Raw genomic sequence first — 22,453 nt, forward strand, 5'->3', positions numbered from 1 at the left:
GAATAAACACGAAAAGTCCAACCTCACCTGGCAGGATTTTCTGTTGGGTTTGACAGGTTCTATGATGTTTGTAGTAGTCTTGCATTTTTTGACGAGATGAGGCGGGGTGCGGGGTTTTGAGCGCGGAACGATGGCGTATGAGCGCGGGGAAACGGCTTGTGGGCGCAGGGCGCGGAGGTTTGAGCGCGAGGCGACGACTTATGGGCGCGAAACGCGAAGATTTGAGCACGATGCGACGACTTATGGGCGCAAGGTGCGAAGATTTGAGCACGATGCGACGACTTATGGGCGCGAGACGCGAAGATTTGAGCGCGAGGCGATGACTTATGGGCGCGAGGTGCGAAGATTTGAGCACGAGGCGACGACTTATGGGCGCGAGACGCGAAGATTTGAGCACGAGGCGACGACTTATGGGCGCGAGACGCGAAGATTTGAGCACGAGGCGACGACTTATGGGCGCGAGACGCGAAGATTTGAGCACGAGGCGACGACTTATGGGCGCGAGACGCGAAGATTTGAGCACGAGGCGACGACTTATGGGCGCGAGACGCGAAGATTTGAGCACGAGGCGACGACTTATGGGCGCGAGACGCGAAGATTTGAGCACGGAACCCAAGTTATGGCCGGGGCAAGCTTAGCTATGAGCGCGGAAGCGGCAGTTATGGGCGCGACGTTCGAAATATGGGTGCGGAGCGACGAGTTATCAGCACTTGACCCGAGTTATCAACCGTTGACGCAGGATATCAGTACTTGATCCAAGTTATCAGCCCTTGACACAGACTATCAGCACTTGGACAAAGTTATCAGCCCTTGACACAAACTATCAGCACTTGGACAAAGTTATCAGCCCTTGACACAAACTATCAGCACTTGGACAAAGTTATCAGCCGTTGACGATAGTTATCAGCACTTAAACCGAGTTATCAGCCGTTGATGCAAGTTATCAGCTCTTGAACCGAATTATCAGCGCATGACGCGTGCTATGAATACGAGACACTGAGACATGAGCTTCCCTACTTCCTATAATTCCCCCATGTAACGGAAACACTCTCCCCCCATACTTCATTACAAAACAAAACACCTACCGTTTTAATATAAACGACAGGTGTTTTGTCATGGGCTGGTTTTCAAGGTTACTGCATTCCTTCCGTCAGTTCGTTGAATAGTTGTTTGTCATGGGTTTCGAGTGCGTAGTCGATCATGCGCCATTTGTTCTCCATCTCCAAGTATTCGATGATTCCTTCCGCTTCTTTCGTCACTTCTTTCGGCATCACGGAATCTGTTGCGATTTCTACCACCCCCTCAAGAATTGTGGACAAGTGAACGTGGAGATCTGAGATGAGGAGCAATTGGTAAAGCGGCAATCGGATGAAGCGGCTGCCTCGCTGGAAAACGAAGATTTCTCCCAGGTTTTCGACTTGCAGGCTTTTCAAATTGACTACGATTTCCTTGCCTTCCGACGGTATGAACTGGAACACTTCTTCTCCCTTAATGATGGAGAAGTATTGATATGCAAACACAAGACGTAGACGAAAATCCTCTTGGCTCATCAGGAACGGTTTCATACGTTGAACGGTTAGCATCTTTCTCCCCTCCATTATCGAATATTCCGATTATTATTATTCTATCACATTTACGTCCATTATGTGAATGTAATCGCTTCCAATCGTTCAATTCGTCAGAGGCTGAAAGGGCTGAAAGAGGGATTCAGGTTTTCTCTTCTATTGTATGCTGCGGCGGGCGTTCCATGACATAGGACATTTGTTTCGGCAGGAAATCCCACTGCAAGGTCGACAGCATTTCAAAAATCCATCGATGTCCGTCGCCAGCGCTCCCGCTTCTTCGCTGGAACGTGATTTTATCATTTTCCAAATCGAAGGCGACCAGCTGAAATTGAATTTTGCCGTTCGATACCGGACTGATGTACATCCTGTTCTCCTCCGGTAGGAAAACCGCATTTACCCCAGGCAGCATTTCTTTGAAAAGCCGGGCGCGTTTCCTCTTGCATCCTCTTTTATTCTCCAACAGGCTTCTTAAATTCGGGACATACAGCTCGAACTTTTCCAACATCTCACTCCTCTTCTCCCTTGTGAATAAAGTAACAAACTAAACTTGAATAAATGTACCTATTATTCTTTCACTTATTGGATAATTTTATCGCAAAACCAACAATTCTTTGATTCCAGGAAACAAATTGTTGGTTTTGTCCCTCCCTCTCTCTTTCTTTCGTACGGTTGGGAAAAAAGGGAGTGTCGCTATGCATTTCGGACAACAATTCAGGGAATACAGGGAAGAATATATACATATACGGCAGAAAGAAGCTGCTTACAAGTTGAACATCACGCCGGAAACCTTATCGAACTACGAACGGAGCGAGCGAGGGTTTCCACAGGATTTGATGGCGGTCGCCAAAAGGGTTTTTGACATCCCGGATGATTATTTTCTCGCCATGGTCTTGGGAGAACCTTTGAAATCCGTACGCGCGGATAAAGATGACCGGGCCCAGCAAACCAATGAATTGAAAGAACGCTATATGGATAGTTTTGTCGACAGGCATCGACAACTTTTTGAAGAATCTGCCGAGTTACGTGAATTTGTTACACTGCTCGCCACTCTGACCGAAAAAGATCGGCGAGATTTCCTGAATGCGAATAAAAAAATGTTGGAGTTGATTTTTAAACGGAACAAAAACCGGGAAGCGGATTAAGTTCTTTTACGGACCACCCCAAAAAGCGTTATAATGAAAGGAATGCTTTTCTTAGGGAGTGGTCCGATGCACATGACCGTTGAACGTGTTTCCTATTTACACGAAAAAGAAATTGAAACTTTCCTCGATGAAATCAAACATGCCCTTCGCCCCGACATTCCGGGGGAAGCGCAAGTGATACGACGAGCCACGTCCCATGTCCGGCGCAACGCGGTGGGCCCTTACCGGTTCACTGCAACGCCCGGTGAAATCACGGCGATTATAAAGGAGGAACCCGAACCACAAGAGGTCCTTCTGTCCTTTCCTAATATGGAGGCGACTTGCACTTGCGATGAACCCAGCTGGTGTTCCCACCGGATTGCCGTCGTTTTTCATCTCTTTTCCCAGTTCCATTCGATTACGGACTGGCTGCATGAATGGCGGGAGATGGAGACGGCGCAAATGGCCCTGTCCGTTTTCGATCGGACGCCCGATGCGTGGATCCAAGTGCTATCCCGCTTAACCGCCCCGCTGCGCCACATCGAATTGAATGAAAATCCAGGGGTTTTCATTCACGAAAGCAATTTAATCGAACAGAAAATGAAGCCGCTCTCCCCTTTCGAATGGGAGTGGAAGCCGCTTTTTGAATTATATTACCGGCTCCATTTACTCGACGCCGCCTGGCCGTACGTTTCTGGCCATCTGAAAGGCGATAACCTGTCCTTTCATTATGGGAAATGGTATGTGAAAAATTGGCTGACGGAACAGATGGAAAAACTGCAAGACTCCGTGCACTCGATCGGTTCGAAACCGAAACTGTTCGAGGCGGATGTATTCCATGAGCGCTTGAAAGAGATGGTGCGAGCATTCGCCTTGTTCAATGAAGGGCTGCTTGATGAACGGTTTTACGTGTACCGGCTCTTTTGGCAAGGGCTTTTCGTGGAGACCGCTTCCCGGGAGGCTGAGGTAACGATCCTGCAAAATTACGATACGGATGAATCTCGCATGTTCACCGCATTGTTCCATCTTCTGCAAGGCCGGCAAGATAAATTGGAGCAGGCAGTCGCTCATATGGAGACGGCCCAAGTGCCGATTTGGCTTCCCTTGGCGGATTTGGCCGAAGGGGAGGAGGAGATCGATTCTCTGACCGTCATCATGCAGGCATTGCTTCCGCACCTTGGCGACTTCGTCAGTAATGCGGATGGCTATGCGTACAATTCCTCTTTCATCCGTCATTTGGACGGTTTATTGGAAACGGCCGATTTCCCTGATGCGGATCGGGAGGCGCTCTTCCTTCAATACGGTATGGCAGGCGTCGACATATACGCGGATTTCCTTGTGGAGAGCAACCGGTTTGCCGAATGGGCCGCTTTGATGCATCGATTCCGTGTCACCTATGAAGAGGCTGAAGTGGGCGGCCTAAAGATTGCATTGGCTGAAGATCCCGCTACCGTCCTTCCCCTCCTCCACACTTATGCCATGCAATTAATCAATGAAAAGAATCGGCATAGCTATCGTTCCGCTGTCCGCATTTTCAAGAAGATGAAAGCGGGCTCGAAAAAAAGCGGAAAAGTTGAGTTCTGGAACCGGTATATCGATACCGTGCGCGAGAAATACCGCCGCCTTCGCGCATTAATGGAAGAAATGGAGAAAGGGAATTTGAACATATGAATGAAACATTAAACCTTCTATTCCGCCTGTCCATCCAGCAGGCGGATCATCGTCTTTTTTCCATCTCTGCAGAAGATCCGGATGGTGTCCGGATAGCTCCCGATCAACTCGCTTCCTATTTGTTCTTTAATCAAGAGCAGTCCTTGTTCGGTCTGCTTGTCGACGTGACGGAGAATGCGGTCAAGCTCCGACCGGATCAGCTGCTTTCGATTTTTTCCCGCATGCACCCGTTTGTGACGGTGGAAGGGATGACCGAAAGTAACAGCCGCCTTCTCAAAGCCATCCGCGAAGCAGCCACTGCCTGGTCGGATGGCGATGTGTGGGCCCACGCGGAGCTGGAAGACGGCAAACTCCGGTTCCGTGACGGTGTATCGGATGAAGCGGCCACCCTCCTTGTGCTCGCAGTCGATAGCAAATTGACGGACCTTGGCATTCATCCCGAGCAGCTGGCCACCTTGCTGCCCCATTTGCAGACGTACGGCTGGCCCGATGAATCACCTGAAGATATGTCGGTCCGCGTCGCCTTCCGTTTGACCGAACCGGAGATGGATACGGACTCCGAATGGTTGCTTGAAACCGTCCTTGTGAGCGAAAGGGGATCGCACTGGGTACCCGCAGTCCGCAAGAAAGATGCGGCCATCGGGGACGCCCTGCCGGCGAAATGGAAGCCATTTGCGGAGGATATTTTAAAAAGGCAGTCTGAAATGGCGTCTTTCCTCAGTTCGGTGGACATCTTGCCCGGTGATCGATTCCTCTCCTTCGAAATGGCGGATAGCGATGTCCGGCTGTTCATTCAAAACGATTTGCCGCTCTTTCAGACGTTCGGATTCCCGGTTATCCTTCCGGCTTGGTTGAAATCGGTGACCGAATCGAAAATGCGGATCCGGACGAACGCGGGCGTCACTTCGTTTAAGTCGGCAACGGGCCTTGATGAAGTGCTGTCCTTCGATTGGAGTTTCTCACTCGCTGATCGGGAAATCGACCGGGAAACCTTCCGCAAGCTCGTCGACGAAAACCGGGAGTATATCCGTTCGGGTGACGAATGGTTCCATATCGACCCTCAGTGGCTCCAGAAAATTCGGGAATTGATGGACCGGGCGGATGCCGGCGAATGGACCGTGAAGGATCTGCTGTTCCAGGATGTGCCGGAGGAGATTGTCCCCATGGAAGACGAAGACCTTTCGGACGATCCCCTTTTCGCTTTCACGATGGAGAAATCGCTGCGCCATTATATGGAGATGCTCTCCGATAAGAAAGGGTTGCCTGAAGCGGGTATTCCCGAGGACTTGCAGACGGATCTTCGTCCGTACCAGGTCGATGGCTATAACTGGCTTGTCTTCATGCGTGCCAATCAATTCGGGGCCTGCCTTGCGGATGATATGGGACTTGGAAAGACGGTCCAGCTTATCGCCTATTTGCTGAATGTCCATCGGAAGCGGATTGCGGATTCCCCGTCATTGATTGTCTGCCCGACGAGCGTGCTGGGGAACTGGCAGAAAGAGATTGAGCGGTTTGCTCCTTCCCTTTCCGTCCATACGCATTACGGACCTTCCCGTGCGAAAGAGGAGAATTTCAAGGCTCTATTGGAAACGATAAAACCGGATGTCGTACTGACGACGTTCGGAACGGCTTCCCAGGACGGAGAAATGCTTGCCGACATCGAGTTTGCCAGCATCACGCTCGACGAAGCCCAGAACATAAAAAACATGCAGACGAAGCAATCAAGGATGATCCGCAAGCTCCACGGGCGACATCATATCGCTTTGACCGGGACACCGATCGAGAACCGGTTGTCCGAGTTGTGGGCCATTTTTGATTTCATCCATAAAGGGTATTTCGGGAGTTTCCGCAAGTTCACGGACAATTTTAGCATTCCGATTGAGCGGGATGATTCCGAATTGGATAAACGGAAACTGCGTGCGAAGATCCGACCGTTTTTATTGCGACGGACGAAAAACGACCCCGAATTGCAGCTAAATTTACCGAAGAAGCTTGAACAGAACGAATATTGCCCGCTGACTGCCGAGCAGGCCGCCTTATACGAGAGCTTCCTTGAAGAGACGAAGTTCAAATTGCAGACACTGACCGGTTTCGAGAAAAAAGGACTGATCTTGAAAATGCTCAGCCGGCTCAAGCAATTATGCAATCATCCCGCTCTGTTCCTAAAAGAACCTGCCGCCCCGGCGGAACAGCTCCTTGCTAGGTCAGATAAGCTCGAACGGATCGTCACGATGGCCGCCGATATTGCGGGAAATGGCGAACAATGTCTCATTTTCACGCAATACATCGGCATGGGGCAGCTGATCCGCCAAAGTTTGTCGGAGTTGCACGGCATCGACGTACCGTTTCTAACGGGCAGCATGCCGAAAGGGCAGCGGGATCATCTCGTTGCGGCCTTCCAGAACGGCGAGTTCCCTGTCTTCATCTTGTCATTGAAGGCAGGGGGGACCGGCTTGAATTTGACACGGGCGAACCACGTCCTCCATGCGGACCGTTGGTGGAATCCGGCTGTCGAGAACCAGGCAACCGACCGGGCATACCGGATCGGACAGACGAAGTTCGTCCATGTCCATAAATTTGTGACCATCGGGACAATCGAGGAGAAAATTGATAAGATGCTCGCTGAGAAAGCGGAACTTTCCGCAGAACTGATCCAATCGAGCCAATGGTTGACTGAGCTTTCGGATACCGAGTTGGAGGATTTGCTGTCGTTCGATCAGTGACGGCGGGCGAGCGGAATTTTATGTACAGTGGCTGTCCTGCCTTTCCGTTTGTCTTCCTCCAAGTAGCCGATTCGTTCATTGAGGTTTGCGATGATGTTGATCAATTGCCCGATTTGCAGTTCCATCCGTAGAACTTCTTTTTCGATAGTACGCATTTGACACACCCTTCCATATGACGCCGGATACGCTGGCGGGGAAAGCAGTCTCCCCCGCCTGGCTGTCCGGCTTTTTGTTGGCGGAGTTACCGCCCCTCTTTGATATAAGCTGTTCTCTCACCCTGATACACCGTGTGTCGGACCCCCTGATGATCACAGTCCACGGCATGTGTTTATTCGGCTCGCCGGATCCCACCCCGGCGAAAGCCCATCCTTTAAATTTCTCATTCCATTTTTCAGTTGTGTCAACCATTTCCGGCTTGCAGACCGGCCCCCTCTTCTCCTTTCTTGCGATTTTCCGCCGACGCTATGTATCTTGGACGACGATCAGAAAATCGGTAGTCCTTCCATTTCCTTTTCCGGCAATTGGAAATGTTCCGTCGCCCCCTCATCCGCTGATGAAGACGCTTCGTTGGCATCCGGTTCACCATACAGGTTGTCATGAGTCCGATTTTTCGTCGCCAAAAAACGGATATCATCGGCAATCACTTCTGTGACATACACGCGTTTCCCATCCGCCCGCTCGTATGTCCGCGACTGGATCCGTCCGCCTACGCCGATCAAAGATCCTTTTCCGCAATGCTTCGCCGTATTTTCCGCCGTCCTTCCCCACACGGTGCATAAGACAAAGTCCGTGTCCACCTCGCCTTTTTGATTCTTAAAATTGCGATTGATGGCCAATACAAAACTTGTCTGCAGCCGTCCCTCCGCGAATTTCCGGAGCATGGGATCTTTCGTAAGGCGCCCCACGAGTGCAACCTGGTTCAAGTAGGTCCCTCCTTTCTTTGTGATTGGTTTCATCATACGCGGCGGAGCTTTGTTCTGGCAAAGTCCCAAAATGGCGTTTTGCCCCGTTTTTCGCGAACAAAACGGGGATTTGGATTGAGCTATCTGGAGAGGTAGATGGATTTTCCTTATTCTGACGCGCTTCGTCAAATTTTTCATTTTCCCAGACAATTCGACTTTCGCACATTTGCCGATTATTTGGGAAGCTGTGGTATACTGGATGGAAAAAGAGGAGGGGTGGCGACTATGAAATCGTTTAAAATGTTGTCCGTCAGCATCCTGGACGACGATCAAATGAAGGATTTTCCGCTGATCGACGGGATTATCATCAATCAGGAAAACAGCCACCATATGTGGGTGTTGGAACTGTTCATCGACGAAAAATATCAGGAAACGTTCGAAAACTGGAAAGCCGCCGACGAGCTGCTGGAAGCCAAAGTAGTCATTTCTTACCCGGAAAATGAACCAGCCGCCTTCCGCGTCGCCGTCGAAGCAGTCAAAAAAATTGGCGACAATATTTCGGTCTTAATGAAAGGCCGACTAAAACGAGCCCGTTCCCAATACGCGGAACAACTTCTCGAAGAGCTGATTGGCGAAGGCCTCGACGGCGGCGACCTGCTCCGCCGCTTCGAATCCGACATGCGCTCCCGCCCACGGTTGAAAAAAGATAGGAAGAATAGTTGAGAGTTGTGAATGCCGCCTGGAGAGGGCGGTTTTTTTGTGGGGATGGGGGGATGGGTGTGTGGGTTATGGCGCGGGATACGGGGTTATGAGCAGGGACGAACGTTTATGAGCGCGGGCACGGAGTTATGAGCGGGGAACAAACGGCTATGAGCGCAAATCCGGGGTTATGAGCGCGGAACAAACAATTATGGGCGCAGGACACGCAGTTTTTAATTATAAGAACAATAGATTGGACCATGAATGCTAAAACGCTTGCAAATTATGAAGCGTTTTAGCATCCTGCTTTATTCCATTACATAATAAGCACCTCGGCGCTCCCCCCTTTTAGTTAGCCCGGAACGCAGTAAGAGCCTCTTGGCAACATGAGGGTTTTTCAAGAATGTAAACTCACGGAATTCTTTATTTGTAATTCGCTTGCTGATAAGGCAAGTCCAGTCGGCGAGCGCGTCATGGTGACAGGTTGTGCTAGCGTGCTTACAATGTGGACAGCCCCATTTTCTCTGAATCCATTCCATTTGGCGGCAGCCGCAAGATGGGCAGATGACGCCGAACAGAATATCCTCCCGTGCCAAGCCCATTGTTTCAATCATCGGAAACGGATCATACTCTTGATGATGTTTTCTTACTGAAATAGCCAAGTTTTGAATTTTTTCTCTCCTTATTATTTCATTCTCCACCGGCAATGTCCTTAAATAATTCGGGACTTCATTAGTAAAGAGAATCTTGATTTCCAGCTCTTCCTCCATCATCAATTCATTTGTAAATGCGAAAGCCACAATTGTTTTGATGGGCAAATTGATCTTCCTTTGCACGAGCCAATTGTTCAGTAAATATTGTTTACGCTCTAGCTCGACGATGGGACTACTCATCACTTTTCGTTCGCCCGACGGTAGTTCTCGGATGAATTGGGTTGGTTTGGACTTGATCCATATCTTCCCCGCATAATTTTTCACTTCAAAAATTACGATAAATGCTGGGGTAATTAATATGGAATCCATTTGAAAATAGATTCCGTCCTGTTTCAGACAAATGTCATGCAGGATAGCATATGGATAATTAGGTCTGAACTCTTTCATATGCTTATCAAAATCCGATTCTCCCCCAAACCCCGCTTTCGTGTTCCGATAATTTTCCCGAATTTGTTGATATTTTGCATGATCTGGATGAAGACGTCTCATTAAAGCTGCCGTGCCTACTAAGTTTTTCGGCATCGTTCTTTCTTTAAGGATCATTTTTTTCCCTCCTTCTTTGAGATTATCAAACAAATTTGATATTTGAAACAGATTCCCTCAAAATAGAATTTTGAGGGTTTTAATTATAATTGCTTGACAAGTATTTAATTTCGTGTATTTCAACATCTGATACTTACTATAAGTAAAAGGGGGGATAATGCGTGAGGGTTAAGAAGTGGAATGTTAGTTATGAAAGCATGGGTATAAGTAAGCGTTCCGGATGTGGACACACACGTTATGAGGACGAGCAAATTTATATCAGCGGGGACACACGCGTTATGGGCGCGGGCGCACTCGTTATGAGCGGGGAACCTTCGCAGGAGCGCTAACCAATCTCATATCAGCGAGGATACACGCGTTATGAGCACGGGCGCACCTGTTATGAGCGGGAGCCGCCATTCGCTAGGAGCGCTAACCAATCTCATATCAGCGGAGACACATGTGGTATGGGCGCGGGCGCACAAGATATGAGCGGGAATCCATTCGCTATAAGCGCGCCCCACATGTATATGAGCGAGTATTCACACGTTATGAGCGCGACCCATAGGATATGAGCGGCGGACGCAGAATTATGAGCGTGCCGATGCTAGTTATGAGTGCGGTGCACAAAGCCCAGTTAGTCAGGAAAAAACCGTCCCTTGCCATGGCGAGGGACGGTTTTAATTCGGCTTGCGGTTAGCGGTTGTTGGTACCGTTCATGTTGTTATTGTTTTTCCGGTTGTTATTCAGGTCATCATCGTTAACGTTGTCACGTGGAGTGGTGGTCGTGTCGCCGTTATCGATCCCGTTGTTCATATCGGTGCCGTCTATGATGCCGTCACGTACCCGGTTGTCATTGCCGTTATCGATGCCATCGAGGTTAGGCCCGGTTTGCCCATTGTTGTTTACACCGTTGTTGTTCACATCAGGTGTCCAATCCCGGGTCCGGTCTTCCAGGTTTTCCATCGGCGTTTCGTTGTTGTTCGGCACTGCCCCATTATTGTCGTTGTTTCCGTTATCCCCGTTGTTGTTACAAGCCGCAAGGACAAGACCCGACATGAAAACGAGCGGTAAGACTTTTTTGAACATGAAAAATTCCCTCCTTTCCACAAGCCGTTTATCATACAGACCGTATGATATTTGTAGGTTGGCTCGAAAAGAGGGAATTATCCATGCTTCTGCTATTATTTAAAGGAGCGGCGCAGTCGGCCGGCTCAGCGATGGTTTTGTATATAATTTTTCAATAAGTTTTCCACGTATAAAGCTTCGGCTTTGCACTCATATTCATAATGGGTGCCAAGCTCTTCTTGCATCATTTGAATCGTGGCGATCTGTTCTTCGGATGGCGGTTCACTCAAGATGCGCTCAATGATTTCATTGATGCGATCGGCCAGGTCTTGGTGAAATTTAGGATCCTGTTTCATCGCAACGGGAATTTTGTTGTACCAGAGCGCTTTTGTCGTAATGTACTCGCGCCAACTGGCAAAATAATCATCGATGCTGAACCGTTCCTCGCTCCATTCGATATTGCTCATATATTGTTCAAACGTTTGTGTGATAGATCTGGTGATACTGCTTTTAATATTTGGAGATAAATCTTTGAACATCCAGTTGTACCCTCCTACTATAAAAGTGCGTCGCCGTGTAGGCACGACACTGCACTGACCATTGTAACGAAATTTCAAGTTCCTTGCAAATTTAGTTTCCGCTGGCCGGTCCGAGCGCAAATGTCATTTCCGTTTCGCACGCAATTTCTCCATCGACGGTCGCTACCGCTTTCCCCTTACCAATTGAGCCGCGCAACCGGACGATTTCCACTTCCAGGCGCAATGTATCGCCCGGCGTCACTTGCCGTTTGAAACGACAGTTGTCGATGCCTGCGAAGAAAGCGAGCCGTCCTTTGTTTTCCTCTTTTAGTAGCATGGCCACCGCTCCAACCTGTGCAAGCGCTTCCACGATGAGAACTCCGGGCATGACGGGATAGCCTGGGAAATGACCGTTGAAAAAGTCTTCATTGACCGTCACGTTTTTGAGGCCAACCGCCCGTTTTCCCTCTTCGATTTCCAGAATCCGATCCACGAGCAGGAAAGGATAACGATGCGGGATGATTTCTTGTATTTGACTTGCTGTAAGCATAGCATTTCCTCCTGATGGTGCGTTATGTAAAAAATGAAAGAGCCGCTTACGACTCTTTTCCGTTCATTATATCAAAGATATGTGTCCATGTTTCCTTTTTCAGCACTTCGCTTGGTTGGCCGTCTCCGAGATAGCCGTAACCGATCATTGCCCCTAGAATGGCTGCGCCCGCCAATAGCAAGAGGACCAGGATGATGCGGAGCCAAATCGGCAAGATCCGAATCTGGACCCATTTCCGGCTTTCCTCCGATTGCCCGGTCTCTTCCTTCTTTTTCCGTTCATGCCGGGAGGCACGTAACGATCGTTTGGCCGGTACTTCGGTTTCCAGCCGCTCCCGACCGACCTGATTGGAACCATACCGTTTTTCATCTGTCATATCCGATACTCCCTAGTTCTCTAATCTCTGGCTGCCGGTAGCCGGACTATGCCGAGACCCTTCATCCGGGTCATCCGGTCTAAACCTCTCGATGGCTTGGACCGCCCCTCTATCGTAACAGACTTTCGCTGCTTTTCATCAAAAAAGTATTATTCTCGCTGCTGGCAATTATCGGATGCCGTTGATGAGGCCGAGCATCTGGTCCGCCAACGTCACCGTGCGTGCATTAAATTGATAGGAACGCTGGACGGAAATCAAATCAGTCATTTCCTTCTCATAGTTGACGTTGGATGCTTCGAGTGCCTGGTTTTGCAATCCGATTCCGTTCCGGTCCGCCCCTTGGATCTCGGTGAGGATGTCTGCTTCATTGACCCCTAAATCTGCCAAGTTTTCCGGAAGGGCGAAATTGGTCGCAGATAGGCGTGTCATGACGTTCGACCGCTCCATCACAGTGATGCCGAGCTCCGCTTGTCCGACTGTTCCGTCCGTGAACGTCATTTCCAATACTCCGCCCGGCTGGACTTTATAGCTTTGTACGTTATCGGCAAACGTGATCGGCTGCCCCGCGCTGTTCGCAACCGGGTAGCCATCGCCCGTCACGAGCATCAATTGGCCGTTTGCCACCGGTGACACGTAGAAGTTCCCTTGCCGCGTATAGACGGTCTGCTCGCCGTTTTCCCCGGGCATTAGAATATTGAAATGCTGCTTCGGTTCCGTCAGCGCGAAATCGAGTTCCCGGCCCGTCATTTGCAAGGAGCCGATCTTCCAATTGATCTGCGTTTGTCCAAGGACCGCACCGGTTCCGTAGCGAATGCCGAGCGGCGATTGCCGCGGTGCCTCGTCCGCCTTGTCATTGTTGAATTGCTGATAAAGGAGCTCATGGAAGCTCGCTTCATTCGATTTATAGCCATGCGTGCTCGCATTGGCCAAGTTATTGCCGATTATATCAAATTGGTGTTGTAATTGATTGAGCGTATTGGTCGCTGTCGCCATCGTGCGGATCATGCGTGTTGGCCCCTTTCACTTAAGAGAGAATTCACGTGACTCGTCCGACTTCCGTCACAGTCTTTTCCATGCTTCGGTCGTATGCTTGCAAGATCTTTTGATTTGCCTCGAACGCGCGATAAGCGGTGAGCATGTCGGTCATCGCCCGGGCTGCATCCACGTTGGAAGCTTCCAAATACCGTTGCTGCATCGAGTAAGTGACGCCTGCGACGCCAGCTGCAGCCGGCAGATCGCCTCCACCTTCTTGGACGAATGTCCCGTTGCCAAGTTTCATAAGCGTATCAGGACGCTGGGCAAATGAAACACCGAGTGTCGCCACTTCGTTGTCCCCATCCATGATAACACCTTCACTCGTGATGTGGAAATCATCATTTTGCAATTCGATGCGCTGGCCGTTTTCATCCAACACATAATAACCCGCCGGATGCGTCAGAAAACCGTTCGGATCGAGTGCAAAGTTGCCGTTTTTCGTATAATGTTCCGTGCCGCCTTCATTTTCTAACCGGAAGAAGATCGCACCTTGGATCCCCGTTTCCTCATCTGGTGGCAGCAGCCCATCGATCAAGGCCACATCCGTATTCAACCCCGTTTCCCGCAATTGCCCTTGGGTAAACAGCGGAAGGGTTTCCTGCATATAGACACCCGTCGAAATCGGGCCGACTGGCGAGAGGCCTTTCATTTGAAATCCGTTCTTCGTCGGGATCCGGGCCGTCTCAATACTTGACATGAACATTTCCGGGAAGGAACGGATGACGGACTGGTCCGCCTTGAACCCCGGTGTATTCGCATTGGCAATATTATTCGCCAGCAACTCCGTCTTCCGTTGCTGGGCGATCATCCCTGATCCGACTGTATAAAATCCGCGAAACATAAGCCTGACCTCCTTATACTTATTTTCGGCATAACTCTATTCATTTCAATCTCTAGTTTACACCATCGATGCTTTACCCATATTTTCTAATAAAACCCCGGTTCCGATCGCGACACAATCCAATGGACTTTCGGCAATGAACACCGGGACCTTCAACTCTTCCGCAAGCAACTGGTCAATCCCGTGCAACAAGGCGCCGCCGCCTGTCAGGAAAATCCCCCGGTCGATCGTATCCGCTGACAGTTCAGGCGGTGTCTTCTCTAAAACATTTTTAGCCGCTTGGACGATCAAATAAATCGATTCCTTGAGAGCTTCCCCGATCTCCTGCGAATTGACGGTGATCGTGCGGGGCAGCCCCGTAACGAGATCACGTCCGCGGATATCGATTTCTTCCTTCCGGCCGCCTGGGAACACAGTGCCGACATTGATTTTGATATCTTCAGCTGTCCGTTCCCCAATCAGCAGTTTGTACTCTTTTTTAATATAATTCGTAATATCCGTATCAAATGTATCTCCTGCTACTTTAATAGACTGCGAGGTTACGATATCGCCCATTGACAGAACGGCCACGTCGGTCGTACCGCCTCCGATATCGATGACCATATTGCCGCTCGGCTGGAAAATGTCCATTCCTGCGCCGACTGCCGACACTTTTGGTTCCTCTTCGAGATAGATCTGTTTGCCGCCCGATTTTTCCGCGGCTTGCCGGATTGCCTTCTGCTCGACACTCGTAATATTGGTCGGACAACAAATGAGGATGCGAGGCTTGGATAAAAACCCTTTGACATTCAATTTATTAATAAAATGGCGAAGCATCGCCTCTGTCACGTCAAAATCCGCAATGACTCCGTCTTTCATCGGCCGGATGGCAATGATATTCCCCGGTGTCCGCCCAACCATCTGTCTCGCTTCTTCGCCCACGGCCAGCACTTTATTTGTCTTTTTATCTACGGCTACGACCGAGGGTTCATTCAATACGATCCCTTTTCCTTTTACATGAATCAGGACATTGGCTGTGCCAAGGTCTATCCCGATATCTTTTGAAAACATTCCTCAATTTTCCCCTTCCGAAATTCCCGTATATGTACTCTCCTAACTTATAATTTTACCATAGTTATCCGGTAGTGAACATACTTTGGTACCAGGAACCATGAAATATTTTGGATATTCTCTTACACTTTACTTCCAAAGTAAAAGGACGGTCGGCATTGTTCACGACACGTCCTTTTTTCCTATTCATCGCCGATCTTCTTCGTTTCATTCATCCATTTGATGCGTGTCGCCTCGCCGCCGCGTAGATGTCTGACAGACTTATGGTAGGCCAATATTTTGGCGACTTCCTCCGATAAGGCCAGGTCGACGTTGGGTAAGCGGTCCGTGAGATCTTTATGGACTGTGCTCTTGGAATACCCCGTCGCTTTCGCCAGCGCCCGCACTGTAAGTCCCGTTTCCAGCAACATGTTGCCGAGGCGCACGCATCGCCTCCGTATTTGCTCGTGCACGCCCTCTTCCTTTCCTGTCAGCTCCGTATCTTCCTTCATCTTATGCGGCAAATGCGGCAGGTATGCGGAAATGACGGGATTTCTGGAGGGTCGCGGGAGATATTCTATGGAAAAAGAAAAAGCCACTCCAGTTTCATTGGAATGGCTTCAAGGAATCTTATTGGAATCCGAGATAAGTACGCGGATTTTTTGTGACGCCGTCTTCTTTCACTTCGAAATGCAAGTAGATGCCCGCTTCCGGGTTCCACTCATTTTCCGTGGCAGTTGCGATGGCTTGTCCTTGCACGACTTCCTCATCCGGTTTGACCATGACGCCTGTCAAGGAACCATACGTCGTTTCCTTGCCATCCGCGTGAGTGATTGTCACTTCACTTCCCTTGAACGGATCGTCGATGACTTCCTTCACTTTTCCACTCATGGCGGCGACCACTTCAAACGGTTCGCCTCCTACCGAGATGCAGACACCCGTATTCGTCACATATTTCTGATCGAAGACGAGCAGTGCGCTCTCCCGCATTTCCTCACTCGCGCCGGCATCATAATATTCATGTAGAATAACTGCATCATCGAGTAATGTTTCGGCGAATGGGTATTTCAACGTCTCGTTTCCTGCGTTTGTCTCTACTACGACGGAATCGCTCGGATCTTTGCCTGCCATATCGGCTTGTTCAGAGGAATCGCTTTTCATGAATGCGTTATACCCCCAGATCATACCGACGAAGACAACCGCGATGGCTGAATACAGGACAGGCCAGAACCAATTGTTTTTCTTTGAACCTTTGTTCATTTGAGAAGGGGATTTCGGTTTTTCTTCTCGCATTGTCATCACCTCACTTGCTATTATTTGCAAGTGAAGGAGTTTTTAAACACTCGGAATCATCTAAGTTGAATTTTTTTATTTCGGTCCCGGTGTAATAGTGTTGGAGAATCTTTTCCGCATTCCATCCTTTCTGCGCGTAAGCTTCTGCGCCGTATTGGCTCATCCCTACTCCATGGCCGTACCCTGTCGTGGTGACATGGACGATTTCATTCGTCACATCAAAAGCGATATCAAAATCGGTCGAAGCCAGTCCAAGCAAATCCCGCATCTCCCTGCCACTCGTTTCATAACCGGTGGTGACCGCTTTCTGGACGCGGCCGGTCGGATTCCGGACGAGCTGAAGGGAGCGAAAATGATCGGCATTCCATTGATTGCCCATCGCCCGGTTCCAGTCAGCCAGCGACATCTCGATTTGGCGTTCCACTTGGGGTGCGACTTGTTCCTCCCCCGCGCTCTCGACACTCTGTAAATAGGGGATGTCGTTCCCGCTGAAGTTTTTCGCAGCTTCCGTCTTGCCGTTCGATGTGGAGAAGAACATGGCGGAAATTAGTTGATCTTCATATTTGACGATTTCCCCCGCTGTCGCTTCGACCGCACTGCGTACCTTCTTTTCATTGCGCTTGAACTCTTTCTTCCAACGTTCTTTTCGGTCCGCTTCCGTCGCATACACTTGGGCAGACACATCGGCTGCAATCGACTTCTTCCCGCTGTCAGTCGAGCGCAAGGCATACGTCCGGGCGGCAATTGCCTGCGCCTCCAACGCCTCAGGATGGAATGTTGCCGGCATCTCCGCCGCCACAACGCCCACTACATACTCTTCCAATGGAATCGGCTCCTCAATGCCTTCCACCCGGATTACGACGGGACATAACTCTTCGTGCAACTCCTCCGTTAGATTTTTCGTCGGCAACGGCTGTTTCAATAGGATGGGGATGAAAAATAGTAGAATTATGAAAAAAACGGTGAGTAGTTTGTCCATGGTGAAGTGTATGAGGTGATGGGTGAGATTATTACATTTTAGGGGGGGAGATTGCGTTATGGAGAGGGCAGGAATGTTGAGAGGTTTGGGGATTTTGTTGGGAGGTGGGCTGGACGCGTTGTGGGGTTTGGAATTTATGTTGGGAGGCTGAACGAAAGCTTTGAGATGTATGGCGGATGCGTTGAGAGATTTAGAGTTTACATTAAGAGGCGGAGTGGGAGCGTTGTGAGGTTTGAGAAATACGTTGGAAAGTAAAGCAGAAACGTTGAAAGCTTCCAAGATTAGGCGGGATCTTGCGAGGTTTAATATAGAAGTGTTGAACGGAGACCATTTCGAAGTTGTGGCTGTTTGTACGTTATACGACGATGGATTATGAGCGCGCCGGACGCCAGTGCTTTATTAAAAACAGAAAAAAAGCCGCAGTCGGCGGCTTTTTTAAGCGAATTGTTTTGCTTTTTCCTCGGACGTTTCGGAGATGCGAATGATATCCGCTCCGAGGGCGGCGAGTTTGCCGTGGAAGTTGACGTAGCCGCGATCGAGGTGTTCGAGTTCTGTGACGCGTGTGACGCCTTCTGCGACGAGTCCTGCCAAGATTAAGGATGCAGCGGCACGCAAGTCGGTTGCGGCGACTTCCGCCCCTTGTAGCTTGGATGGCCCCATAACAATCACGGAGCGTCCTTCAATCTTGACGTTCGCATTCATCCGTCGGAATTCCTCTACGTGCATGAAGCGGTTTTCGAATACCGTTTCAGTGAGGACGCCTGTTCCTTCCGATGTCAGCATAAGCGCCATCATCTGGGATTGCATATCTGTCGGGAACCCGGGATGCGGCATTGTTTTCAGATCGACTGCTTTCAATGGATGTGTCGCTTTCACTCGGATGCCTTCCTCGAGTTCTGTAATGCTGACGCCCATCTCACCCATCTTGGAAATAAGAGCTGCATTATGTTCCGGGACGGCGTTCTCGATGATGATATCGCCCCCCGTGATCGCTGCGGCTACCATGAAGGTCCCGGTTTCAATCCGGTCAGGTATAATATGATGAGTTGTGCCATATAATTCCGTAACGCCTTCGATTCGGATTGAATCCGTTCCCGCACCGACGACTCTGCCACCCATTTCATTTATGAAGTTCGCCAAATCGACAATTTCCGGCTCTTTCGCCGCATTTTCGATAATGGTCGTGCCTTCCGCCAATGCGGCGGCTGTCATAATATTTTCGGTGGCTCCCACACTCGGGAAGTCCAAATAAATTTTCGCGCCTTTCAACCCATGTTCCGCTTTCGCTTCGACATGTCCATGACCGAATGTAATCTCCGCACCCATCGCTTCAAAGCCCTTCAAATGCTGATCGATCGGGCGTGACCCGATGGCGCATCCTCCTGGCAGAGCGACTCTGGCAAAGCCGTGACGTGCGAGCAATGGGCCCATCACCAAGATGGAAGCACGCATTTTCCGGACATATTCGAACTGTGCCTCTGTCGATAATTGTCCGGACGAGTCGATTCGAACTTCCCCATATTCCGGGGAATATTCCACCTGTGCATGCAAGCTTTTCAACACTTCGTTGATTGTGCCCACGTCCGACAGATCCGGGACGTCGCGAATAATATTCGTGCCTTTTGTGGCAAGCAAAGCTGCTGCAAGAATAGGCAATACTGCGTTTTTTGCTCCTTCGACCCGAACGTTGCCTTTCAGTACTCGCCCGCCTGTTATAATAATTTTATCCAAAATAAGCCCCTCCGACTCCAGTGTTGTACCTAGACATGATGCCGTCATTTATTTCGATATTTTTGTCATGATTTTAAGCATAAAAACACATACTATTTTACAGTGCCCTGGCTAATTAAACAAGCTGCCTCCGGGCTATTTTCCATGTGACTTCCGAATAGTCTATAATATGTACACATTTGACGATTTGTGTCATCGTTCGGAGTGGGCAGCTTCTCTGTTCCTTTCTTTCCCCGCTGTTAGAAAAAAAAACCTCTTGAAATCCTACCGTGCCTACATACCATCGCCCCACATACGGACAGGCCTTTCATATGTGCGGCGATGCCATGCCGAGCGGAAGTACCCGTTCCTTCATTCAAATAAGAATGGAATACGTCTTGACCAATAGGATATCTCCAAAAAGAAATTTGATACGGCCCAACCGATGGAAATGCTGATCAAAATGAATAAAAGCTGCGCTTGCAAAACCCGGTTTTTCCGGATAATCTTCTCCGGCATCACCGCTTGCAACGCAAAAAATGAAACACCGATGAAGAAAATATGTGAGGCAATCACCAAAATGGGATGATATCCGAGCATCTCCTCACGTCCTTCCGCTTTTTTCACAAAACAAATACGCCCCGGCGTAATTCGTCGAGCTTGAAGTCTACATGTAGTGCTAATCGAGCAACAAAGGGTTCACTTTTCCATATTTCTACGCCCTTTGCAAAAATAAAGGCATCACTTTCGTCTCACAAAGAGAGCAATTTGCCGTATTCTTTGCAGAGACACTTCTAAGACTTCCTTCCTAACATCCGCCAGCCGACTTTAGACGTCCCGTTTCAAAAAGAAGAGCACTGCCCTGATGAATCCCGTTGCCCCTTCTTTGGCAACGTGGGCATTCCTATGTCCTGTAATTCGGAGACTGTATCTTTTATGTAGCCTGCCAAACAAAAGTTAAAAGACGGGCAGAAGATGTGCATCCCCTGTCCGCCTTGGTGAAAGAAAAGACACTCCGCATTCATCTCTCGACCCATAAAGACTCGGGTCTTTGCTGAATGAGGATCGGCTTATAATCTCGTTTCGTACACTTTGATCCGGGTAATGGCACGTTGCAAAGCGTATTCCATTATCTGGTGTTCTTTCTCATCCGATTGAGCCCGCAATTTTTCTTCTGCCCGTTTAGCTGCGGCTTTCGCACGTGCTAAATCGATTGTGGCTGCCATTTCTGCACTTTGGGCTAATACGGTGACAACGTCCGGACGGACTTCGATAAAACCGCCGTGTACGGCAACATGTTCTGTCGCACCGTCTTTTTTCAGACGAAGATCACCGATTTGAAGCGGTGCCACCATAGCGATGTGGCCGGGAAGAATCCCAATTTCGCCCGATTCGGCGGCTGCGATGATCATGTCCGCCTCAGTTTCACAGACAGGGCCGTCGGGAGTGACGATATTGACTTTCATGGTCTTCATTTTTTTTCCTCCTGGTCCCTTTAATCGAACGCCTCCGGGGTATCGCGATTGCCGCATCACTTCCGGTGCAGAAAACAGCATCCCCGGATCATGGCGAGGCCCGGTTTCCGCGTTCTCCAGTCTTCCGACTGTCATCCGCGTGTCCCACGCCTATGAATAGCGCAGCACATTCAGTCATCGCATGATCCAGGGTAAGTTCTGCCGGAGGCTTATAAAGATTTTTATCTGAAGATTAGACTTCGACACCCATGCCTTTTGCTTTCTCGATGACTTCCTCGATGCGGCCGACTAGGCGGAACGCGTCTTCTGGAAGATGGTCGTAACGGCCATCCAGGATTTCTTTGAATCCTTTGATCGTTTCAGCAACTGGCACGTAGGATCCCGCTTGGCCTGTGAATTGCTCAGCCACGTGGAAGTTTTGAGATAGGAAGAACTGGATACGGCGTGCGCGTCCAACGACTAGCTTGTCTTCTTCACTCAATTCGTCCATACCAAGGATCGCGATGATATCTTGAAGTTCACGGTACCGCTGTAGCGTCGACTGTACTTGACGTGCAACTTCATAGTGCTCTTCCCCTACGATTTCAGGGCTAAGTGCACGAGAAGTGGACGCCAACGGGTCAACCGCTGGATAGATACCCATTTCCGATAATTTACGTTCCAAGTTTGTTGTTGCATCCAAGTGGGCGAATGTCGTAGCCGGAGCCGGGTCCGTATAGTCATCCGCTGGTACGTAGATTGCTTGGATTGAAGTAACGGAACCGACGTTCGTCGATGTGATCCGCTCTTGCAATTGACCCATTTCTGTAGCAAGTGTCGGCTGGTAACCAACCGCTGATGGCATACGGCCAAGAAGTGCCGATACCTCGGAACCTGCTTGTGTGAAACGGAAGATGTTATCGATGAAGAGAAGAACGTCTTGCCCTTGCTCGTCACGGAAGTATTCAGCCATTGTCAAACCGGTAAGTGCTACACGCATCCGCGCACCCGGTGGTTCGTTCATCTGACCGAAGACCATCGCCGTTTTATTGATAACGCCGGAGTCCGTCATTTCATGGTACAAGTCGTTTCCTTCACGTGTACGTTCCCCAACACCTGCGAATACGGAGATACCGCCGTGTTCTTGCGCGATGTTGTTGATCAATTCTTGGATTAGAACGGTTTTCCCTACACCCGCACCACCGAAGAGGCCGATTTTACCACCCTTGATGTACGGTGCAAGCAAGTCAACTACTTTAATACCTGTTTCGAGAATTTCAACTTCTGTTGAAAGGTTTTCGAAAGTTGGTGCAGAACGGTGGATCGGATCACGTTGCTCGGAAGCCGGGATCTCCTCTCCCAAGTCAATGATTTCCCCTAGTACGTTGAATACACGTCCTAGTGTCACATCACCTACTGGAACCGAAATAGCAGCACCTGTATCTAGAACTTCCGCACCGCGTTGTAGGCCGTCTGTCGATGACATCGCAATCGTACGGACGGAGTCGTCACCAAGGTGCAATGCGACTTCCAATGTCAACGTTTCAGCTTCCGCATTCGCACGTTGGATTTGGACCTTCAATGCGTTATAGATATCCGGCAGGTTTCCGCCGTCAAACTTGACGTCGACAACCGGACCCATAACTTGAAGAATTTGTCCTTTATTCATGCTTTTCCCTCCTGT

At 49.6% G+C, this 22,453-nt stretch carries 24 protein-coding genes; 5 read left to right on the forward strand and 19 right to left on the reverse strand.

Translation table 11 applies throughout. The features are described 5' to 3' along the window. Nucleotides 1–1,133 precede the first annotated feature (1,133 nt). Both MKY41_RS10620 and MKY41_RS10625 read right to left on the reverse strand, forming a co-directional pair. A complete protein-coding gene (locus MKY41_RS10620) occupies nucleotides 1,134–1,583 on the reverse strand; it encodes a transcriptional regulator (RefSeq protein WP_340744983.1) in 450 nt (149 codons plus the stop codon). 124 nt (nucleotides 1,584–1,707) lie between these two features. Continuing rightward, complete coding sequence (locus MKY41_RS10625) at nucleotides 1,708–2,070, reverse strand: hypothetical protein (protein WP_340744984.1); 363 nt, start codon at nucleotides 2,068–2,070, stop codon at nucleotides 1,708–1,710. 187 nt (nucleotides 2,071–2,257) lie between these two features. Here MKY41_RS10625 and MKY41_RS10630 point away from each other — a divergent pair, with 187 nt between their 5' ends. The 3 genes from MKY41_RS10630 (at nucleotide 2,258) to MKY41_RS10640 (ending at nucleotide 7,080) form a co-directional block, all read left to right on the forward strand. Further along, the gene (locus tag MKY41_RS10630; RefSeq protein WP_340744985.1) at nucleotides 2,258–2,707 is read left to right on the forward strand and encodes a helix-turn-helix domain-containing protein; all 450 of its coding nucleotides are present in this window, start codon (nucleotides 2,258–2,260) and stop codon (nucleotides 2,705–2,707) included. 66 nt (nucleotides 2,708–2,773) lie between these two features. Continuing rightward, complete coding sequence (locus MKY41_RS10635; RefSeq protein WP_340744986.1) at nucleotides 2,774–4,357, forward strand: hypothetical protein; 1,584 nt, start codon at nucleotides 2,774–2,776, stop codon at nucleotides 4,355–4,357. Continuing rightward, nucleotides 4,354–7,080 carry a DEAD/DEAH box helicase gene (locus MKY41_RS10640; protein ID WP_340744987.1) on the forward strand — a complete coding sequence of 909 codons (2,727 nt, stop codon included), beginning with the start codon at nucleotides 4,354–4,356 and terminating at the stop codon, nucleotides 7,078–7,080. Before MKY41_RS10635 ends, MKY41_RS10640 begins: the two co-directional genes overlap by 4 nt. Here the strand turns inward: MKY41_RS10640 and MKY41_RS10645 are convergent. Both MKY41_RS10645 and MKY41_RS10650 read right to left on the reverse strand, forming a co-directional pair. Next, nucleotides 7,074–7,235, reverse strand: coding sequence for a hypothetical protein (locus MKY41_RS10645; protein ID WP_340744988.1), 162 nt, complete (start codon nucleotides 7,233–7,235; stop codon nucleotides 7,074–7,076). The genes MKY41_RS10640 and MKY41_RS10645 overlap by 7 nt on opposite strands. A 327-nt stretch (nucleotides 7,236–7,562) precedes the next feature. Next, nucleotides 7,563–8,003, reverse strand: a complete 441-nt coding sequence (locus MKY41_RS10650; RefSeq protein WP_340744989.1) for a single-stranded DNA-binding protein — start codon at nucleotides 8,001–8,003, stop codon at nucleotides 7,563–7,565. 264 nt (nucleotides 8,004–8,267) lie between these two features. Between MKY41_RS10650 and MKY41_RS10655 the strand changes: the two genes are divergently transcribed. Further along, the gene (locus MKY41_RS10655) at nucleotides 8,268–8,705 is read left to right on the forward strand and encodes a YwpF family protein (RefSeq protein WP_340744990.1); all 438 of its coding nucleotides are present in this window, start codon (nucleotides 8,268–8,270) and stop codon (nucleotides 8,703–8,705) included. A 284-nt stretch (nucleotides 8,706–8,989) separates the two neighbouring features. On the opposite strand, the gene MKY41_RS10660 is transcribed toward MKY41_RS10655, so the two are convergent. The 11 genes from MKY41_RS10660 to spoIID form a co-directional block, all read right to left on the reverse strand. Then, nucleotides 8,990–9,937, reverse strand: coding sequence for a nuclease-related domain-containing protein (locus MKY41_RS10660; RefSeq protein ID WP_340744991.1), 948 nt, complete (start codon nucleotides 9,935–9,937; stop codon nucleotides 8,990–8,992). Nucleotides 9,938–10,612: 675 nt separating this feature from the next. After that, nucleotides 10,613–11,005, reverse strand: coding sequence for a hypothetical protein (locus tag MKY41_RS10665; RefSeq protein WP_340744992.1), 393 nt, complete (start codon nucleotides 11,003–11,005; stop codon nucleotides 10,613–10,615). A 125-nt stretch (nucleotides 11,006–11,130) separates the two neighbouring features. Beyond that, nucleotides 11,131–11,523 (reverse strand): hypothetical protein, encoded by a 393-nt coding sequence (locus MKY41_RS10670; protein WP_340744993.1) that lies wholly within the window; start codon nucleotides 11,521–11,523, stop codon nucleotides 11,131–11,133. Nucleotides 11,524–11,614: 91 nt separating this feature from the next. Further along, nucleotides 11,615–12,052 (reverse strand): 3-hydroxyacyl-ACP dehydratase FabZ, encoded by a 438-nt coding sequence (fabZ, locus tag MKY41_RS10675; protein ID WP_340744994.1) that lies wholly within the window; start codon nucleotides 12,050–12,052, stop codon nucleotides 11,615–11,617. A 46-nt stretch (nucleotides 12,053–12,098) separates the two neighbouring features. Continuing rightward, nucleotides 12,099–12,428 (reverse strand): DNA-directed RNA polymerase subunit beta, encoded by a 330-nt coding sequence (locus tag MKY41_RS10680; protein ID WP_340744995.1) that lies wholly within the window; start codon nucleotides 12,426–12,428, stop codon nucleotides 12,099–12,101. Between the two features lie 168 nt (nucleotides 12,429–12,596). After that, a complete protein-coding gene (locus MKY41_RS10685) occupies nucleotides 12,597–13,433 on the reverse strand; it encodes a flagellar hook-basal body protein (RefSeq protein ID WP_340744996.1) in 837 nt (278 codons plus the stop codon). 31 nt (nucleotides 13,434–13,464) lie between these two features. After that, nucleotides 13,465–14,304 carry a flagellar hook-basal body protein gene (locus tag MKY41_RS10690; protein ID WP_340744997.1) on the reverse strand — a complete coding sequence of 280 codons (840 nt, stop codon included), beginning with the start codon at nucleotides 14,302–14,304 and terminating at the stop codon, nucleotides 13,465–13,467. A 57-nt stretch (nucleotides 14,305–14,361) separates the two neighbouring features. After that, complete coding sequence (locus tag MKY41_RS10695; protein WP_340744998.1) at nucleotides 14,362–15,354, reverse strand: rod shape-determining protein; 993 nt, start codon at nucleotides 15,352–15,354, stop codon at nucleotides 14,362–14,364. A 182-nt stretch (nucleotides 15,355–15,536) separates the two neighbouring features. After that, nucleotides 15,537–15,806, reverse strand: coding sequence for a sporulation transcriptional regulator SpoIIID (locus MKY41_RS10700; protein ID WP_340744999.1), 270 nt, complete (start codon nucleotides 15,804–15,806; stop codon nucleotides 15,537–15,539). Between the two features lie 157 nt (nucleotides 15,807–15,963). Continuing rightward, a complete protein-coding gene (locus MKY41_RS10705; protein ID WP_340745000.1) occupies nucleotides 15,964–16,626 on the reverse strand; it encodes a M23 family metallopeptidase in 663 nt (220 codons plus the stop codon). A gap of 10 nt (nucleotides 16,627–16,636) precedes the next feature. Then, a complete protein-coding gene (spoIID, locus tag MKY41_RS10710) occupies nucleotides 16,637–17,509 on the reverse strand; it encodes a stage II sporulation protein D (protein WP_340745001.1) in 873 nt (290 codons plus the stop codon). A 147-nt stretch (nucleotides 17,510–17,656) separates the two neighbouring features. Here spoIID and MKY41_RS10715 point away from each other — a divergent pair, with 147 nt between their 5' ends. Continuing rightward, a complete protein-coding gene (locus MKY41_RS10715) occupies nucleotides 17,657–17,860 on the forward strand; it encodes a hypothetical protein (RefSeq protein ID WP_340745002.1) in 204 nt (67 codons plus the stop codon). Between the two features lie 180 nt (nucleotides 17,861–18,040). On the opposite strand, the gene murA is transcribed toward MKY41_RS10715, so the two are convergent. From murA to atpD, 4 genes are all read right to left on the reverse strand, one after another. Then, nucleotides 18,041–19,336, reverse strand: a complete 1,296-nt coding sequence (gene murA / locus MKY41_RS10720) for a UDP-N-acetylglucosamine 1-carboxyvinyltransferase (RefSeq protein ID WP_340745003.1) — start codon at nucleotides 19,334–19,336, stop codon at nucleotides 18,041–18,043. A 351-nt stretch (nucleotides 19,337–19,687) separates the two neighbouring features. Beyond that, a complete protein-coding gene (locus MKY41_RS10725; RefSeq protein ID WP_340745684.1) occupies nucleotides 19,688–19,915 on the reverse strand; it encodes a DUF1146 family protein in 228 nt (75 codons plus the stop codon). A gap of 470 nt (nucleotides 19,916–20,385) precedes the next feature. Beyond that, a complete protein-coding gene (locus MKY41_RS10730; protein WP_041073150.1) occupies nucleotides 20,386–20,790 on the reverse strand; it encodes a F0F1 ATP synthase subunit epsilon in 405 nt (134 codons plus the stop codon). A 232-nt stretch (nucleotides 20,791–21,022) separates the two neighbouring features. Further along, entirely contained in the window at nucleotides 21,023–22,438 is a 1,416-nt protein-coding gene (gene atpD, locus MKY41_RS10735) for a F0F1 ATP synthase subunit beta (protein WP_340745004.1), read from the reverse strand. Nucleotides 22,439–22,453 lie beyond the last annotated feature (15 nt).

The organism is Sporosarcina sp. FSL W7-1349, assembly GCF_038003045.1.
In the GTDB taxonomy this organism is placed as follows: Bacteria; Bacillota; Bacilli; order Bacillales_A; family Planococcaceae; genus Sporosarcina.